This is a genomic window from Neobacillus sp. PS3-34, assembly GCF_030915465.1.
GTDB lineage: Bacteria > Bacillota > Bacilli > Bacillales > Cytobacillaceae > Neobacillus_A.
Genome location: NZ_CP133267.1, coordinates 726,101 through 743,279, shown reverse-complemented (window position 1 = coordinate 743,279; position 17,179 = coordinate 726,101). Strand labels below are relative to the sequence as shown.

Sequence of the window (17,179 nt, the reverse complement as noted above, 5' to 3'; positions counted from 1 at the left end):
TTAGAGTATCAATGCTTTTTTTGGTATGATGAAAAAAGATAAAAAACGGAAAAGAGGAACTGCTTTGGAACAGAAATCTACTCTAGAAAAAGCGATTCTGGTCGGGTGCCAAACGACCAGTAACGACGATTTACGCTTTCAATATTCCATGGAAGAATTAGTTTCCCTAACCGAAACTGCAAAGGGAGAAGCATTAATTTCCGTCGTACAAAAGCGCGAACGCGTTCATCCTGCCACGTATATTGGAAAAGGGAAGGTTGAAGAGCTTCAGGCATTAGTGGAGGAATTGGAAGCGGATATTGTCATTTTTAATGATGAGCTTTCTCCCAGCCAAAAAAGAAACCTGGGATCTGCGCTGGATGCGAGGATTATTGACCGAACGCAGCTGATCCTTGATATTTTTGCCCAGAGAGCGCGTTCTAAAGAAGGTAAGCTGCAGGTTGAGCTTGCCCAGCTGCAGTACCTCCTTCCTCGCCTTGCCGGACAGGGGACTGCACTTTCAAGGCTGGGGGCAGGGATTGGAACGAGAGGGCCGGGAGAAACAAAGCTTGAATCCGATCGCCGCCATATAAGAAAAAGAATTGATGATATTAAGGGTCAGTTAAATGTTATTGTTCATCACCGTGATCGGTACAGGGAGCGACGGAAGAAAAATAAAGCATTTCAGGTCGCAATTGTTGGATACACAAATGCCGGAAAATCAACCCTTTTCAACCGACTGTCAGAAGCGGATTCCTATGAGGAAAATCAGCTGTTTGCTACGCTTGACCCGATGACAAGAAAGATTATCCTGCCAAGTGGCTTTATGGCCTTAGTAACCGATACAGTTGGATTTATCCAGGATTTGCCGACCACATTGATCGCGGCCTTTCGATCAACCCTGGAGGAAGTAAAAGAAGCGGATCTTCTATTGCATGTAGTCGATATGTCGAATCCGGATTACTTCCATCATGAGAAAACAGTTAACAAGCTGTTGGATGATCTCGATATCAAGGATATTCCGCAATTGACCGTATATAACAAAAGGGATATACTACACCCGGATTTTGTCCCAACTGCCAAAACACCGACAGCATTCATCAGTGCTTACGATGAGTTGGACAGGAGTGCATTGAAAAAGAAGATGGAAGAAATGGTCATCGAGGGGATGGAGCCGTATAATGTCCAAATTCCTTCGACAGAGGGCAAACTTTTATCACAATTAAAAAATGAAACGATTTTACGCGAACTATCATTCCATGAAGATCATCAGCTGTATATTTGCAAAGGATTCTCCTTAAGAGACCATCAGATTACAGGACAGCTGCAAAAATACACCGTTTAGAAGAGGAGTAACAGCATGTTTCAACAGTTAACATACGGTAATCAGCTTCAGCCAATCGTCAAAGAAACAGAAAAGCAAATTGCTGAAGTACATAAGGAAATAGAAGAAAAAATTGATGTAAATCAATTTAGGGTGTTAAGCAGCTTTCAAAAGCATAAGGTAAGCGATTCGCATTTCATCCCATCAACTGGATATGGCTATGATGACATCGGCCGGGATACACTGGAATCTATTTATGCGGATGTATTTGGCGGAGAAGCCGGACTTGTCCGTCCGCAAATCATTAGCGGAACACACGCCATCTCCATTGCGTTGTTCGGTGTATTAAGGCCTGGTGATGAATTATTGTATATCACAGGCAAGCCCTATGACACGCTTGAAGAAATCGTGGGGATCCGCGGGAATGGAGTGGGCTCGCTAAAGGAATTTGGAATTTCCTATAATAGCGTCTCGTTAACTGAAGCTGGCGGCATCGATTGGGACGCAGTCGCTAACTCCATTAAACCGAATACAAAAATGATTGGCATACAGCGTTCGAAGGGATATGCAACCCGACCATCATTCACCGTCTCTGAAATCGGCGAGATGATCCGTTTCGTAAAAGAAATTAAAAGTGATGTCGTAGTGTTCGTTGATAACTGCTATGGAGAGTTTGTAGAAGAAACGGAACCATGCCATGTGGGAGCCGATTTAATGGCTGGTTCGCTAATTAAAAATCCTGGCGGCGGAATTGCGAAAACAGGTGGATATATAGTAGGAAAAAAACAGTGGGTGGAAGCTTGTTCATATAGAATGACCTCACCTGGCATAGGGGCAGAAGCAGGCGCATCCTTATACAGTCTCCAAGAAATGTATCAAGGCTTTTTCCTTGCCCCACATGTGGTCGGGCAGGCATTGAAGGGTGCTGTGTTTACAGCAGCTCTGCTTGAACGTTTAGGGATGAATTCCTCTCCAAAATGGAATGTAAAAAGAACAGACTTAATCCAGTCCGTCCAGTTTGATGACCGGGATAAAATGATCGCTTTTTGCCAGGCGATCCAATATGCGTCGCCCATCAATTCCCATGTAACGCCATATCCTAGCTATATGCCAGGTTACGAGGATGATGTAATCATGGCCGCTGGTACTTTTATTCAGGGTGCAAGCATTGAATTAACGGCTGATGGCCAACTCGGCCGCCGTTTGTTGCATATGTTCAGGGGGGATTAACATATTCCCATGTAAAGATGGCGGTATGTATCGCTCTTAATCATTTAGCGGAAAAAGGTTTAATCCAATTGAATTAGGTGAACATAAAGGAGGGCGGTGTAGATTGCCCTCTTTTGCTATTGTTTAATAAATATTTGATTAGGCAAATTCATTAAAAAATTTTCATGTGAGAAAACCTTACATAGGTTTGACATATTATCTAACATGCCATATAATAGCCCTATAAAGAGCTAAAGGGAGGAGAAATCATGGGAGGTAATGAAATTCGCCGTTCCATGCCACTGTTTCCCATCGGGATTGTCATGCAGCTAACTGAATTGACTGCAAGGCAGATCCGGTATTATGAAGAGCATCAGTTGATTTCTCCCGCAAGAACAGATGGAAACCGTAGGCTATTCAGTTTAAACGATATCGACAGGCTCTTAGAAATCAAAGATCTCATTGAACGTGGCATCAATATGGCCGGGATCAAGGAAATCTTTTCTGTTAAACAAAAACAGATTGTTTCTGAGGAACTTGAAAAACAGGCAGAAAAAGCAAGGCGCGATTTAACCGATGACGAGTTGAGGAAAATGCTGCGGAGCGAATTACTCCAGGCAGGCAGATTTAACCGTTCATCGCTGCGTCAGGGTGATATGTCCCGATTTTTCAAATGAAAACGAACTTATACATTAGGAGGAAGAAAAGAATGTCAAAGTTTACAAGAGAAGATATTAAACGGTTGGCTAAAGAAGAAAACGTTAAATTTATTCGTTTGCAGTTCACTGATATTTTAGGAACCATCAAAAACGTGGAAATTCCTATCAGTCAGTTAGATAAGGCGCTTGATAATAAAATGATGTTTGATGGTTCTTCCATCGAAGGTTTTGTACGTATTGAAGAATCAGATATGCTATTATATCCGGATCTTGACACATGGGTGGTTTTCCCTTGGACAGCAGAAAAAGGCAAGGTGGCACGATTAATCTGTGACATCTACACTCCAGAAGGTAAACCATTTGAAGGGGATCCGCGTAATAACCTTCGCCGTCTTTTAGACGAAATGAAGGAGCTTGGCTTCACAAACTTCAATCTTGGACCTGAACCGGAATTTTTCCTTTTCAAATTGGATCAAGCAGGCGAACCAACTCTTGAATTGAATGACAAAGGCGGATACTTTGATTTGGCACCAACCGATCTTGGTGAAAACTGCCGCCGTGATATCGTGCTTGAGCTTGAAGAAATGGGCTTTGAAATCGAAGCTTCTCACCATGAAGTAGCTCCTGGACAGCACGAAATCGATTTTAAATATGCGGATGCATTAACTGCATGTGACCAAATTCAAACGTTCAAGCTTGTTGTTAAAACAATTGCCCGTAAGCATGGCTTGCATGCGACATTTATGCCAAAACCATTGTTCGGCGTAAACGGATCTGGAATGCACTGCAACCTTTCTTTATTTAGAAATGGCGAAAACGCATTTTATGACACTTCATCAGAACTTGAATTAAGTGAAACAGCTCGCCAATTTATTGCGGGAATCCTTAAGCACGCATCAGCATTTACAGCGGTAACGAATCCGACTGTTAACTCATACAAACGCCTTGTACCTGGCTATGAAGCACCTTGTTATGTAGCTTGGTCTGCAAGAAACCGTTCACCGCTAATTCGTATTCCAGCTTCACGCGGCCTAAGCACACGTGTGGAAGTACGAAGCGTTGATCCAGCAGCAAATCCATACCTAGCTATGGCTGTATTATTAAAAGCGGGCCTTGATGGAATTAAAAACAAATTAACTCCTCCGGCTCCAGTTGACCGCAATATTTATGTAATGAACAAGGAAGAGCGTGAAGCTGAAGGAATCGACGATCTTCCAGCAACACTTGCTCAAGCACTTGACCAACTTAAAAAGGATGAAGTCATCGTATCAGCACTTGGTGAGCATATCCTTGAACACTTCGTTGAAGCGAAGGAAATTGAGTGGGATATGTTCCGCACACAAGTTCATCCATGGGAACGCGAGCAATACATGAGCATGTACTAAAATCCTTTAACCCTTGATGCCATTGGCATTGAGGGTTTTTCTTGAATAAAAAGGAGGCTTAATTGAAATTAAGCCTCCTTTTTACTTTTTTAGTTATTAAATATCAATAATGCGGGTATCCACCATAAGGGTAATGACCATATGGCGGGTGGTATCCTACCGGATATCCAAAACCGTGGTGGTGGTGATGGTGGTATCCGTAATGATAGCCATATGGAGGGTAGCCATGATGCCATGGTCCGTGTCCATATCCCATTCCGAATGGCTGCTGATAAGTTGGAAACATATATGGGGGCATTTACTCACCTCTTTCTTTTTAGTCAATATACTTTATGTTATTGGTGCTGGGTTGGAGTTTGTCATAGTAAAAATGGGCGACAAATGAAAAGGCCTGTCAACAAGAATTGACAGGACCTCTCTTATTTTCCGCTGGTTCCTGGTTTTAAGACTTCAATCACCTTGATGACTGATTCACCACCAAACCCTGCAAGGATGGATAGGAACCCTACCTGGACGGGCGAGTCAGGTTCTGCATATAGGACAAGGAGGACTGCTGCAAAAGAGCCCATCAGCATTTCTAAAATAAATCCAGGGTAAAAAAATTTTTTTGTTCGGTACGGCATAATAAGTTTTCCGTTTTTCTCCACATGATTGCAAATACCGACCATTCCACCAATTATGATTGAGAAAGCAATGTTGATAAACATGAACTTCTCACACTCCTTAAGGCCTTCGTATTTTGTGACCTAAGGTAATTCGTGGTGTATATGTTCAGTATATGAAAAAAGTAAAAAATTAACATGAGTTAAAAATACTGAATTTTCAAAATAGTTATCTAGTACAAGTTAACTGTATAAATAGGCTTGAAAACAATAGAAGATGACTTTTTGAGTAGAAAGTAGCGAAAAATGGCAGGAATTATTGCCCTAGAGGGTTTTTAAAAGGTGATTTTTTATAAAATGGAAGGGTGTTTGGAATTACAAATAGAATATCAGGTTATTGAGGGAAGGGGTTTGAGTTTAGGGGGAAACATCAAAAATAAAAGTCAAATCAATAGGTGGGGTGGCTTTGGAAATTTTATGCTTCATAGGTTTAGTGAAAGACATTTTGCCTGTTCGATTGAGTGATTTTGTCTACCATAGATTTGATGAAAGACTTTTTCCCGCTCCAGCTGTGTCGTTTTGTCCATCATCCGGCTAATGAAGGACATTTATCCGCTTCACTTTAGAGATTTTGTTCTTAATGACGCTTATTAAAGACAATTCCTCGGATCGAGCGCAGGAAATGTCCAATAGAGCCATTTTATTGGACAGTTTGATCGCTCTTGAGTCAGGAAATGTCCAATAGAGCCATTGTATTGGACGTTTTGATCGCTCTTGAGCCAGGAAAGGTCCAATAGAGCTCTTTTATTGGACAGTTTGATCGGTCTTGAGTCAGGAAATGTCCAATAGACCCCGTATATTGGACTGTTTGATCGCTCTTGAGTCAGGAAATGTCCAATAGAGCTCTTTTATTGGACAGTTTGATCGCTTTTGAGTCAGGAAATGTCCAATAGAGCCATTTTATTGGACAGTTTGATCGCTCTTGAGTCAGGAAATGTCCAATAGAGCCATTTTATTGGACAGTTTGATCGCTCTTGAGTCAGGAAATGTCTAATAGAGCCATTGTATTGGACATTTTGTTCACTAGTGCGCCAGGAAATGTCCATAGGAGTTTAAATATTTTGTTCTATGAGAAATAGTTTATAGTAAATACCCCCACCAAAGAAGCAAGAAGTATAACTCCACAGTTTCCCATTCCATAATTTATTGTCCCCAAATTAAAAACACATAAAACAACTCTTAAATCAAAAAGAAAAAGACGTATGCCCATGCATACGTCCTTATCACTGAATCTCTGAATATCCCAAAATCGAATTAGTGAATATCCCTGTAAACTCCAATAACTTTACCCAAAATGGATACATTCCTAAGGATAATAGGATCCATTGTAGAGTTTTCAGGCTGTAAACGAATATAATCCTTTTCTTTAAAGAATCGTTTACATGTTGCTTCATCGTCCTCAGTCATTGCAACTACAATATCACCGTTATTTGCTGTCTTCTGCTGCTTTACGATGACGTAGTCACCGTCGAGAATTCCTGCCTCAATCATACTGTCTCCCATGATTTCAAGCATGAATACCTGCTCGTCTGCAGGTGCAAGTCTTTCTGGTAGAGGGAAGTATTCCTCGACATTTTCAATTGCAGTAATGGGCTGGCCAGCAGTAACCTTACCAACGATAGGCACATTGATAACATTATTGCGTGGGATATGGATGTTTTCATCTAGGTCAAGGATTTCGATTGCCCTTGGTTTAGTAGGGTCGCGCCTAATCAATCCTTTGCTTTCAAGCCTTGCCAGATGGCCGTGTACAGTGGAGCTTGAAGCCAGTCCGACTGCCTCGCCAATTTCGCGTACGGAGGGTGGATAACCCTTTTGCTTTACTTCACCTTTAATAAACTCAAGGATATCCTGCTGCCGCTTAGATATTTTTGCCATAGTAGGTTGCACCTCGTTTGTCTGGTTAATGTTGACTTAATTATAGCATGTTCGCCAATTTTATACAAACATAAGTTCGAATATATAGTTGACACGAAACAAACGTTCGGTTTATAATCAAATTAATAAAAGCGAACGTACATTCGGAATAGGGGTGCAGGAACATGAAAAAATTGTGGAATAAATATTCTTATGCTATTATTCTAATTTCTTTAAGCTGTGTTTCAGCTTTGCTATTATCACTTAATATGGATTCTTCCAATAATGACAAGTTTTTGAAGGTTACAGTCTCTGAAGGCGACTCTCTATGGAAGATTGCCGATCAATACACAGAAGATAACTCTTTATCGAAAGAACAATTTGTCAGTTGGGTAAAAAAGCACAATGAAATGAGCGGAGATCAAATTTTCCCCGGTCAAAAATTAGTGGTACCTGTTAAGGAAGAAGTATTTTCTTCGGGTGAACTGGCAAGTGCGGCAGGAGAATAAATCGAATAGAAAGCGAGCTGCAATATAGCTTATGAATGCAATTATTTACTGCAGGGTAAGCACGACAAAGGAAACTCAGGAAACCTCATTGCAACGGCAGGAAGAAGAGCTAATCCAGCTTGCGAATCAAAATAGCTTTCATATAGCTTCTGTGATTAAAGAACAGGCGAGTGGCTATGAACTGGACAGGGATGGTATTCTCGAGCTTCTTGACCAAATAAAAAATGATGATATTCAGGCGGTTTTAATTCAGGATGAAACAAGGCTGGGAAGAGGGAATGCAAAGATTGCCCTTCTGCACTGTATATTGAAGGAAGAAATCAAGCTCTACAGCATTTCGCACAACGGAGAGCTGCAGCTGTCAGAATCGGACTCGATGGTGCTGAAAATTGTGGGAATGGTGGAAGAGTACCAAAGGAAATTGCATAATATCAAAATTAAGCGTGGAATGAGGCGTGCCGTTAAGAACGGCTATAAACCACAAAACAATCTTAAGGACCAGGGTGAAGCGGCAGAGAGAAAATTGAGATACCGATTGAAGAAATTGTTCGCTTGAAAAAGAACGGCTTAACCTTTGCCGAAATCGCTGTTACTTTAAAGGGATTTGGCTACCAGGTTTCCAAGGCGACAGTACATAGAAGGTACCAGGAATATATGGAAACGATAGAAGAGTAAACCTTTTGGCTTGTCAAAAGGTTTTTTTTTGTAAAATCAGGTGTCTTATTTATAATGGATTACAAAACATGAGTAAGTCTGATGAAGAATAATACGTTTTTATTATAATAAACGAGAAAGAAGGGATAAGCATGCTTTCAAAAGAAAAAATGGCAAGAATTAATGAACTGGCGAAGAAAGCAAAGGGTGCAGGTCTTTCTGCTGAAGAAGCAAAAGAACAATCACAGCTTAGAAAAGAGTATTTGGAGACATTCAGATCTTCGATGCTCGATACTTTAACAAATACAAAATTTGTTGATCCAGAAGGCACAGATGTTACCCCTGAGAAAATTAAACAGCGGAAATTGAATAACAAACTTCATTAAGAGATTCAGGAGTACAGCCACTGTATTCCTTTTATTTTTTGTTTCTCTTCATAAAGACTAACAATTTGTGTCAAAATAATAAACAGACTGCCTTTTAAACGCTCTTTATAGTCACATTTGTTGTATTAATCCCTGCAGAACTATAATATAAGAATGTAATCAATATCCAAGGATTTAAGAGAGGATGTAGTATATGTTTGAAACTGTTGATGCATTATCAGTAACTTCTATTCGTACTTTATCGATCGATGCGATTGAAAAGGCGAATTCCGGGCATCCAGGAATGCCAATGGGCGCGGCTCCAATGGCTTATACTTTATGGACTCGTTTTATGAATCATAACCCAAAGAATCCAAAATGGTTCAACCGTGACCGTTTTGTTTTATCTGCTGGACATGGATCCATGCTACTATACAGCTTGCTGCATTTATCTGGTTATGACGTTTCAATGGATGATTTAAAGGAATTCCGCCAATGGGGTAGCAAAACTCCAGGACATCCAGAATATGGCCACACTGATGGCGTAGAAGCGACAACAGGTCCACTTGGCCAGGGTATCGGAATGGCTGTTGGGATGGCAATGGCAGAACGCCATGTTGCCGGAGTTTACAATAAAGAAAAATTTGAACTGATCAACCACTTTACATATGGCGTTTGTGGTGACGGCGACTTAATGGAAGGTGTTTCAGCTGAGGCAGCTTCACTTGCAGGCCACTTGAAATTAGGAAGACTCGTTGTATTATATGATTCAAACGATATCTCACTTGATGGCGACCTTTCCCAATCATTTTCAGAAAGCGTCAAAGAAAGGTTCCTTTCATATGGCTGGCAATACATCCGTGTAGAAGATGGCAATAATCTTGATGAAATTGCCCGCGCATTGGAAGAAGCGAAAACCGACCTTGACCGCCCAACTATGATTGAGGTAAAAACCGTTATCGGCTATGGCTCACCAAATAGAGCTGGAACGTCAGGAGTACATGGTGCCCCGCTTGGAGCTGACGAATTAAAGCTAACGAAGGAAGCTTATAAGTGGACCTTTGATGCAGACTTCCATGTACCTGAGGAAGTTTATGACCATTTCAAAAAACAGATTGTTGAAAATGGCGAGAAAAAAGAAAAAGAGTGGAATGACCTGCTGGATCAATACAAGAAAGAATATCCAGAGTTGGGCAGCCAGCTTGAACAAGCATTGAAAAATGAACTTCCTGAAGGCTGGGACAAGGATATCCCTGTATATGCAGAAGGAAAGAGCCTTGCAAGCCGTGCTTCTTCAAGCGAAGTACTGAATGGCATCGCAAAAAACCTTCCTACTTTTATTGGAGGCTCTGCTGACTTAGCCGGTTCAAATAAAACATTGATTAAAGGGACTTCAGATTTCATGCCAGGTTCATATGATGGCAAAAACATCTGGTTCGGTGTCAGGGAATTTGCAATGGGTGCTGCTCTAAACGGAATGGCTCTTCATGGAGGAATTAAAGTATTCGGCGGAACATTCTTTGTGTTCTCTGATTATCTTCGTCCGGCTATCCGTCTTGCAGCATTGATGGGACTGCCTGTCACATATGTGTTCACACATGACAGCATTGCTGTCGGTGAAGATGGCCCAACACATGAGCCTGTCGAACAACTTGCCGCTTTAAGAGCAATGCCGAACCTGTCAATCATCCGTCCTGCAGATGGAAACGAAACGGCGGCTGCCTGGAAATTGGCTGTTGAGTCAACGAACAAACCAACTGCACTTGTATTGACTCGCCAAGATTTACCTACAATCAAGGATACGGATAAAAATGCGTATGATGGCGTTTCAAAAGGTGGTTATGTGATTTCACCTGCTGGCAAAGAAACAGCCGATGCATTATTACTTGCTTCCGGTTCTGAGGTTGGGTTAGCGGTAGACGCTCAAAAAGCACTGGAAAGTGAAGGGATTCATGTAGCTGTTGTAAGCATGCCTTCATGGGATCGCTTTGAAGCACAATCGAAGGAATACAAGGAATCGGTTCTTCCAAAATCCGTGAAAAAGCGCCTTGCAATCGAAATGGGAGCTTCTCTAGGATGGCACAAATACACTGGTGATGAAGGTGACGTTCTGGCGATCGATCATTTCGGTGCTTCAGCACCTGGAGAAAAAATTATGGAAGAGTTCGGCTTCACTACTAAAAACGTGGTAGCCCGCTTAAAGGCTTTGCTTTAATAATATAAAAGTAGAAGCTCCTGTTCACTTGAACAGGAGCTTTTAATTTTTCCGAAAAAAACCGTTGACTTTTTCTGGGATTTATTCCGGCGCCGGCGTGACAATGACTCTATTACTACGCTATAATAAAATAAATAGTTAGAAAGTTATGAATTCGACAAAAAAAGCGAAAGTTTTTGCCGTGTTAAGACAAATCTTTTGAGCTTGGTTTCTTATAATGAGAAAAAGAGGATTGCCAACGAAGGAGAGATTGTGGTGAGAAAATATCGGCTATATTTAATAGAAGATGAATTTGCTGCCCATTACTTCGGAAGAGAGCGCATGTTTTATCAATTGTTTCGTGAAAATGAATATTCTAACGGCGAGCTGAAAACTATTATTGAAAAACAGATAAACTATATCACAAAACCTCTTCCTGTTCTGCGGATCCATCAGCTCATTCAGAAGAAGCTGGCCAGGAAAAAGGATTTAAAGCTGACAATGGCATATATTCGATTGAAATTAACGGAAACCTAAGCCTGGCAACGATGGAATTGAGAGAGGATTCCATTATCGTTGAAGGGGTTGGAAGCTATGAAGCAGAGACGGTTTTCTTTGAAGTACTGCGCAAATGCGAGGCTTCTTTTTTAGCTGTCGATCTTGAAAAAAACCGCTTCGGCTGGCTAAAGCCAATTAAGGAAAGAAAATTTGTGTAATTAAGAGCAGATATTGTATAATTACGTTTGGTCTAGTACACTGTATGATAGACAACATGAAGGAGGAAATATAAATGGGTATGTACATTCTAGTTGGTGTATTGGCATTAGTTGTCGGTATAGCACTAGGATTTTTCATTGCTCGCCGTTACATGATGAGCTATTTGAAGAAAAATCCGCCAATCAATGAGCAAATGCTAAAAATGATGATGATGCAAATGGGTATGAAGCCATCACAGAAGAAAATCAACCAAATGATGTCAGCTATGAACAAACAATCAAAATAAGATAATCCTTTTTTGGACAAGGGTATTACTCTTATTTTCAAACGAAAACCACCGTTTCTGTAAAAAAACAGAAAGGTGGTTTTTTTGTTGTTATTTTTAAATTAACTTACAAGGTACACTTATTGGACATCAAAAGTGTAAGTGAGTTGATATTTAAAAATACCTGTATACCGTTCGCCTTCTACTAATGCAAATAAAGCGATGCGACTAACATCATTATAAACAAAAGTGAAGCTGTCCCCTGGCTCTACAGTTCGTGCTGCAGGTGCTGGCCCACTATTTAAGATAACTAGTACGTTAAAACCTGCGTTACTTGTATTTTCAAAAGAACCAGCTACAGTAGCCTCAATATCAGGATCTACAATTAACACTACATTACCTTCACCTTGAAAAGTACTACCAGCTACAGTGGTACAATTTTCAAAAGTAAGTGTTTTAGGTTTTGTAGAGTTCGGACGTGATGGACACTTACATTCGCATCCATGATTCTTACACTTACATGACATTATTTATCATCCTTCCACATTTTTTTTGAAATACAATTTATAATACGAGCTTTTGTTTGGAATGCTTGGACAAATTGGAAATAAGAAAAAGTGGGCTTTTACGGGACGCTAAAAAGCACTGATATTAATAATTTATAATCTTTATTATTTTTTAAAAATTTGATAAAATAAGTTTTCGATGGCTTGGATAGTTTTTCCTGTTTGTGTTTGTTTTCACATACATACACAGATAAAAAGGCATCTGGAGATACTGAAGTGTCGGAGGCAGGGAAATGAAAATATTTTTAGATTTAAAGTGGTTTTTCCAACAAGAAAAAGGCCTATCTTTCTGGGATCGGCATGCTATTATTCGTAGCACTCCTTCAGCTTATTCCGCCAAAGGTAATTGGAATTATTGCTGACCATATCAAGGAGGGCACGCTGACAAAGACCATTCTGTTTCAGTGGATTGGCGTTTTAGCGGCTGTCGCGCTTGCTATGTACATTCTCCGGTTTTATTGGAGAATAATGATATTTGGCTCTGCAGTGAAGCTTTCCAGGCTGCTAAGAAATCGTCTTTATCAGCATTTTACGACGATGTCGCCGGCTTTTTACCAAAAGCGCAGGATTGGGGATTTGATGGCGCATGCCACAAATGACCTGAGTGCGATTCAACAAACGGCGGGGGTAGGAGTGCTGACACTGGTCGACTCTATATCTACCGGTGGTTTTGTTATTCTGGCGATGGCTTTTACGATCAGCTGGAAGTTAACGCTGATCTGCTTGATTCCGATGCCAATTATGGCGATGCTGACGAGCTGGTTTGGAGGCATGCTGCATAAGACCTTCCATAAAGCACAGGAAGCTTTTTCTTCATTAAATGATAAAACGCAGGAAAGTATTACGGGCATAAAGGTCATCAAGACGTTTGGACAGGAAAAAGAAGACATAGAAGACTTTAGAAAACAGTCCGAGGATGTTGTTCAAAAAAATTTGGTCGTCGCAAAAATCGATTCCTTGTACGACCCGACCATATCCATTATCGCAGCAATTTGTTTTTTCCTATCGATTTCCTTCGGGGCAAAATATGTTCTGAACGGTGAATTAACAATCGGGGAATTAATTTCTTTTACTACATATCTCGGTTTATTGATCTGGCCGATGCTGGCTTTTGGCTGGCTCTTCAATATTGTTGAACGCGGCCGTGCTTCCTATGACCGTGTCGATGCGCTCCTTAATGAGAAGGTAGACATTCAGGACTCAGAGGGTGCGCTAAACGTAGTGCCAAGCGGGGACATCCAATATGAAATTGAGGAATTTACCTATCCGGGTGAAACCGAACCTGTATTAAAGGATGTTTATTTTTCACTCGGGCAGGGAGAAACACTGGGGATCGTAGGCAAAACAGGTGCTGGTAAAACGACACTCCTGAAAATGTTAATCCGAGAATTTAATAACGCAAAAGGAGTTATATATTTCGGAGAAAAGCCTATTCAGGAATATAAAGTAGAAAAACTGAGAGAAGCGATCGGCTATGTTCCTCAGGACCATTTTTTATTCTCGGCAACGATTGCTGAAAATATTGCTTTTACAAACCCAAAGGCGCCTAAGGAAGAAATTCAGCAGGCAGCAAAGCTTGCGAATATTCATGCTGATATCGAGCAATTTACCGATGGCTATGAAACGATTGTCGGAGAGCGGGGAGTTTCATTATCCGGAGGCCAAAAGCAGAGGATTTCGATTGCACGCGCGCTTTTAATGAACCCTGAGGTATTAATCCTTGATGATTCACTATCGGCTGTCGATGCGAAAACCGAGGAGGCAATCCTGTCAGCGCTCAAACAAAATCGGAGTGGCAAGACAACGATCATTACTTCGCACCGTTTAAGTGCGATTCAGCACGCCAACCTGATCATTGTGTTAGAGGATGGAAAGATAACAGAACGCGGTACACATGAAGAATTGATGATTTCCGGTGGCTGGTATAAGGAAATGTATTTACGCCAGCAGCTTGAAGAGCTGGTCGAGCATGGAGGACACTAAAATGGAAAAAACAGAAGTACTGTCAGAAAGGGACCAAAGAAAAATCCTTTTCCGGCTTCTATCCTATACAAAACCGCATAAAAAAGGGATCATCCTAGCTTTTAGCCTGCTGCTGTTAACCACGCTGGCAGATATCGTCGGCCGATCCTTGTAAAAATGTTTATTGATGATCATCTAACACCGGGAAAATTGGATTTCAAACCGCTGCTTCTTCTCGGCTCAGCCTATATGGGTATCCAGGTCCTTAAAGTGTTTATCCTTTACTATCAGCTTGTAAAGTTTCAGGAACTCGCCCTTTTTATTATCCAGCAGCTGAGGATTGATGTTTTTTCAAAGGTACAGCCCTCGGTCTCAAATATTTTGACCGCACGCCTGCCGGCAGTATCGTATCAAGGGTAACAAATGATACGGAAGCGATCAAGGATATGTTTGTGACAGTGCTGGCAACGTTTATCCAAAGCGGATTTTTGCTTGGCGGCATCCTGATCGCCATGTTCATTCTTAACGTCAAGCTTGCACTGCTATGCGTAGTATTTGTACCGATTGTCCTAACTGTTATGAATTTATATCGGAAATACAGTTCCCGTTATTACCTTGATATGCGCGAAAGGCTCAGCCAGCTGAATGCAAAGCTTGCCGAATCGCTATCAGGAATGTCCATTATCCAGGTGTTTCGCCAGGAGAAGCGTCTTCGAAATGAGTTTGAAGAGATTAATGATAAGCATTATAAGGCAGGGATGAAAAATATTAATATTGATAGTTTACTGCTTCGACCGGCGATTGATCTCATTTATGTTTTCGGGTTGAGCCTTGTTTTAAGTTATTTCGGAATTACTTCTCTAACCGATACAGTAAAAATAGGTGTTCTTTACGCATTCATCAACTATTTAGACCGTTTCTTTGAACCAGTCAACCAAATGATGATGAGGCTTTCACTATACCAGCAGGCAATTGTCGCTGGATCGCGGGTATTTAAGCTGTTGGATGAAGACAGCCTTGCACCGGCGCAAACGGTAAAACAGCCAGTTAATATTGAAAAAGGAAAAATTGAATTCAAAAATCTTTCGTTTTCCTATGATGGAAAAAGAGACGTGCTGAAGGATATATCGTTTACAGCCAATCCAGGTGAAACGGTCGCGCTTGTTGGCCATACCGGCAGCGGCAAAAGCTCTATTATTAATTTACTGATGCGCTTTTATGAGTTCGAACGCGGGCAAATATTAATTGACGGAGTATCGATTCAGAACCATTCGGAGGAAGAACTTCGGGAAAAAATGGGGCTGGTCCTGCAGGATCCGTTCTTATTTTTCGGAACCGTAAAGGATAATATCCGCCTGCACAAAACGGATATATCAGACGAAAAGGTGGTTGAAGCGGCACAATTTGTTCAGGCAGATTCCTTCATCGAGCGCCTTGAAGACAGCTATGACCATAAGGTAGTCGAAAGAGGAGCCACTTTTTCAAGCGGGCAGCGCCAATTGATTGCCTTTGCGAGGACGATTGCGGCGAATCCGAAGATCCTTGTTCTTGATGAAGCGACAGCAAACATCGATACAGAAACAGAAGAAGCGATTCAGACCGCACTTGAAAAAATGCGGCGCGGAAGAACGACGATTGCCATCGCCCATCGCTTGTCAACGATCCAGGATGCCGATTTGATTCTGGTTCTGCATCAAGGGGAAATTGTAGAGAGGGGAACACACCAGGAGCTCCTTGCTCAAAGAGGCTTATATCATAAGATGTTCTTACTGCAAAATGGGTCCGTTGAGAGGCTCGAGGATGCAGTAAACTAGATTTCCAGATAAAAAGGAGCGGTGAATTTCGATAGGGATTCACTGCTTTATCTTTTTTGGCTAATAAGAAAGTATAAACTTTCGCAAGTTTATACTTTCTTATCACGCATAAGGGCAACTACCCCTCTGTCTTCGCCCAAAAAGGCTTGCCAATCGGAGAGTTTTCTTTAAGAGAGACTAAATGGGAGAATAGCTGTTTATGGCTTAGGGGAATTGGTTATGTTGGAAATGAGGCTGGGGAGTCGAATACTAAAGTCGGGAAGGGGAGAAGTGCATGAATAAAGAGACACTTGAAACATATTGTTCAAAACTTCCGGGAGCTAAATACGATTATCAGCAAGATTGGGAAGTCGATCGATATCTGGTCGGAGGTAAAATGTTTGCGATGATCGGCGGAGATTCCCAGGGAAAACCAATCATTACATTAAAATGTGATCCAAATCGATCTGAAGAATTAAGAGAAAATTATGAGGGGATTATTCCTGGATACTATATGAATAAAGCCCATTGGAACTCGATATATTATGATGCAAATATTCCAACTGAATTAATGGAAAATCTCATCTCACATTCTCATTCATTGGTATTTCATAAACTGCCTAAAAAAGTACAGAACGAAATTGAGTCGGGTGGCGGATTATAAGTTTATGAGCAGTGGCTTTCGAAAGGAATTCATTACTTTTTTATTTTATACAACCTTTTGATTTCTCGGATAGTCAATTTGTATTAATAGAGGCGAACCGTATCATAAGTAAAAGAGATCGAATAGTCTTAGTTGTTTTTGGAATCAACGTATTATAAAAAAGGATGGATCTAGGCTCCATCCTTTTTTGAATGCATTAATTATAATTGATAGACTTCATGATGTTCGTGAAAGCGCCAAGAACTTCTGGATACAAATAGGTGTCATCAATGTGGTCGGTAAATTTTATCAATTGATTATCCACCTTTAACACAATAATCTCTTCCGTAAAATCCTTATCTTTTACGATTAAATGCAATTTCACTTCTGCATCTGTTCCGGTAAACGGATTAGCTCCATCAAAATCCTTTGGTTC

General features: G+C 40.9%; 13 protein-coding genes and 5 pseudogenes. 13 read left to right on the top strand and 5 right to left on the bottom strand.

Annotation, left to right across the window (positions count from 1 at the left end):
- Window positions 1–28 precede the first annotated feature (28 nt).
- The 4 genes and pseudogenes from hflX to glnA all read left to right on the top strand — a co-directional run bounded on the left by hflX (window position 29) and on the right by glnA (window position 4,556).
- Window positions 29–1,324, top strand: a complete 1,296-nt coding sequence (gene hflX, locus RCG23_RS03710; RefSeq protein WP_374049840.1) for a GTPase HflX — start codon at window positions 29–31, stop codon at window positions 1,322–1,324.
- Between the two features lie 15 nt (window positions 1,325–1,339).
- A pseudogene (locus tag RCG23_RS03705) lies at window positions 1,340–2,610 on the top strand (aminotransferase class I/II-fold pyridoxal phosphate-dependent enzyme).
- 171 nt (window positions 2,611–2,781) lie between these two features.
- Entirely contained in the window at window positions 2,782–3,189 is a 408-nt protein-coding gene (locus tag RCG23_RS03700; protein ID WP_308178648.1) for a MerR family transcriptional regulator, read from the top strand.
- 32 nt (window positions 3,190–3,221) lie between these two features.
- Window positions 3,222–4,556 (top strand): type I glutamate--ammonia ligase, encoded by a 1,335-nt coding sequence (gene glnA / locus RCG23_RS03695; protein ID WP_308178647.1) that lies wholly within the window; start codon window positions 3,222–3,224, stop codon window positions 4,554–4,556.
- Between the two features lie 103 nt (window positions 4,557–4,659).
- On the opposite strand, the gene RCG23_RS03690 is transcribed toward glnA, so the two are convergent.
- The 3 genes from RCG23_RS03690 to lexA form a co-directional block, all read right to left on the bottom strand.
- Window positions 4,660–4,854 (bottom strand): hypothetical protein, encoded by a 195-nt coding sequence (locus RCG23_RS03690; RefSeq protein WP_308178646.1) that lies wholly within the window; start codon window positions 4,852–4,854, stop codon window positions 4,660–4,662.
- 121 nt (window positions 4,855–4,975) lie between these two features.
- Window positions 4,976–5,263 (bottom strand): DUF4257 domain-containing protein, encoded by a 288-nt coding sequence (locus RCG23_RS03685; RefSeq protein WP_308178645.1) that lies wholly within the window; start codon window positions 5,261–5,263, stop codon window positions 4,976–4,978.
- A 1,209-nt stretch (window positions 5,264–6,472) separates the two neighbouring features.
- Entirely contained in the window at window positions 6,473–7,096 is a 624-nt protein-coding gene (gene lexA / locus RCG23_RS03680; RefSeq protein ID WP_308178644.1) for a transcriptional repressor LexA, read from the bottom strand.
- Between the two features lie 164 nt (window positions 7,097–7,260).
- On the opposite strand from lexA, the gene RCG23_RS03675 reads away from it, so the two are divergent.
- The 6 genes and pseudogenes from RCG23_RS03675 to RCG23_RS03645 all read left to right on the top strand — a co-directional run bounded on the left by RCG23_RS03675 (window position 7,261) and on the right by RCG23_RS03645 (window position 11,800).
- Entirely contained in the window at window positions 7,261–7,584 is a 324-nt protein-coding gene (locus RCG23_RS03675; RefSeq protein ID WP_308178643.1) for a cell division suppressor protein YneA, read from the top strand.
- Window positions 7,585–7,615: 31 nt separating this feature from the next.
- Window positions 7,616–8,259, top strand: a pseudogene (locus RCG23_RS03670) (recombinase family protein).
- Window positions 8,260–8,390: 131 nt separating this feature from the next.
- On the top strand, window positions 8,391–8,624 hold the full coding sequence (locus RCG23_RS03665; protein ID WP_308178642.1) for a DUF896 domain-containing protein: 234 nt from the start codon (window positions 8,391–8,393) through the stop codon (window positions 8,622–8,624).
- 193 nt (window positions 8,625–8,817) lie between these two features.
- Entirely contained in the window at window positions 8,818–10,818 is a 2,001-nt protein-coding gene (gene tkt / locus RCG23_RS03660; RefSeq protein WP_308178641.1) for a transketolase, read from the top strand.
- Between the two features lie 252 nt (window positions 10,819–11,070).
- A pseudogene (gene sirA, locus RCG23_RS25840) lies at window positions 11,071–11,513 on the top strand (sporulation inhibitor of replication protein SirA).
- Between the two features lie 74 nt (window positions 11,514–11,587).
- Window positions 11,588–11,800 (top strand): YneF family protein, encoded by a 213-nt coding sequence (locus tag RCG23_RS03645; protein ID WP_308178639.1) that lies wholly within the window; start codon window positions 11,588–11,590, stop codon window positions 11,798–11,800.
- A gap of 119 nt (window positions 11,801–11,919) precedes the next feature.
- On the opposite strand, the gene RCG23_RS03640 is transcribed toward RCG23_RS03645, so the two are convergent.
- The gene (locus tag RCG23_RS03640) at window positions 11,920–12,171 is read right to left on the bottom strand and encodes a hypothetical protein (RefSeq protein WP_308178638.1); all 252 of its coding nucleotides are present in this window, start codon (window positions 12,169–12,171) and stop codon (window positions 11,920–11,922) included.
- A 407-nt stretch (window positions 12,172–12,578) separates the two neighbouring features.
- Here RCG23_RS03640 and RCG23_RS03635 point away from each other — a divergent pair.
- From RCG23_RS03635 to RCG23_RS03625, 3 genes and pseudogenes are all read left to right on the top strand, one after another.
- Window positions 12,579–14,328, top strand: a pseudogene (locus RCG23_RS03635) (ABC transporter transmembrane domain-containing protein).
- A gap of 1 nt (window position 14,329) precedes the next feature.
- A pseudogene (locus tag RCG23_RS03630) lies at window positions 14,330–16,121 on the top strand (ABC transporter ATP-binding protein).
- A 274-nt stretch (window positions 16,122–16,395) separates the two neighbouring features.
- On the top strand, window positions 16,396–16,764 hold the full coding sequence (locus RCG23_RS03625; RefSeq protein ID WP_308178637.1) for an MmcQ/YjbR family DNA-binding protein: 369 nt from the start codon (window positions 16,396–16,398) through the stop codon (window positions 16,762–16,764).
- Between the two features lie 196 nt (window positions 16,765–16,960).
- Here the strand turns inward: RCG23_RS03625 and RCG23_RS03620 are convergent, their stop codons facing one another.
- Entirely contained in the window at window positions 16,961–17,128 is a 168-nt protein-coding gene (locus RCG23_RS03620; RefSeq protein WP_308178636.1) for a hypothetical protein, read from the bottom strand.
- Between the last annotated feature and the right edge of the window lie 51 nt (window positions 17,129–17,179).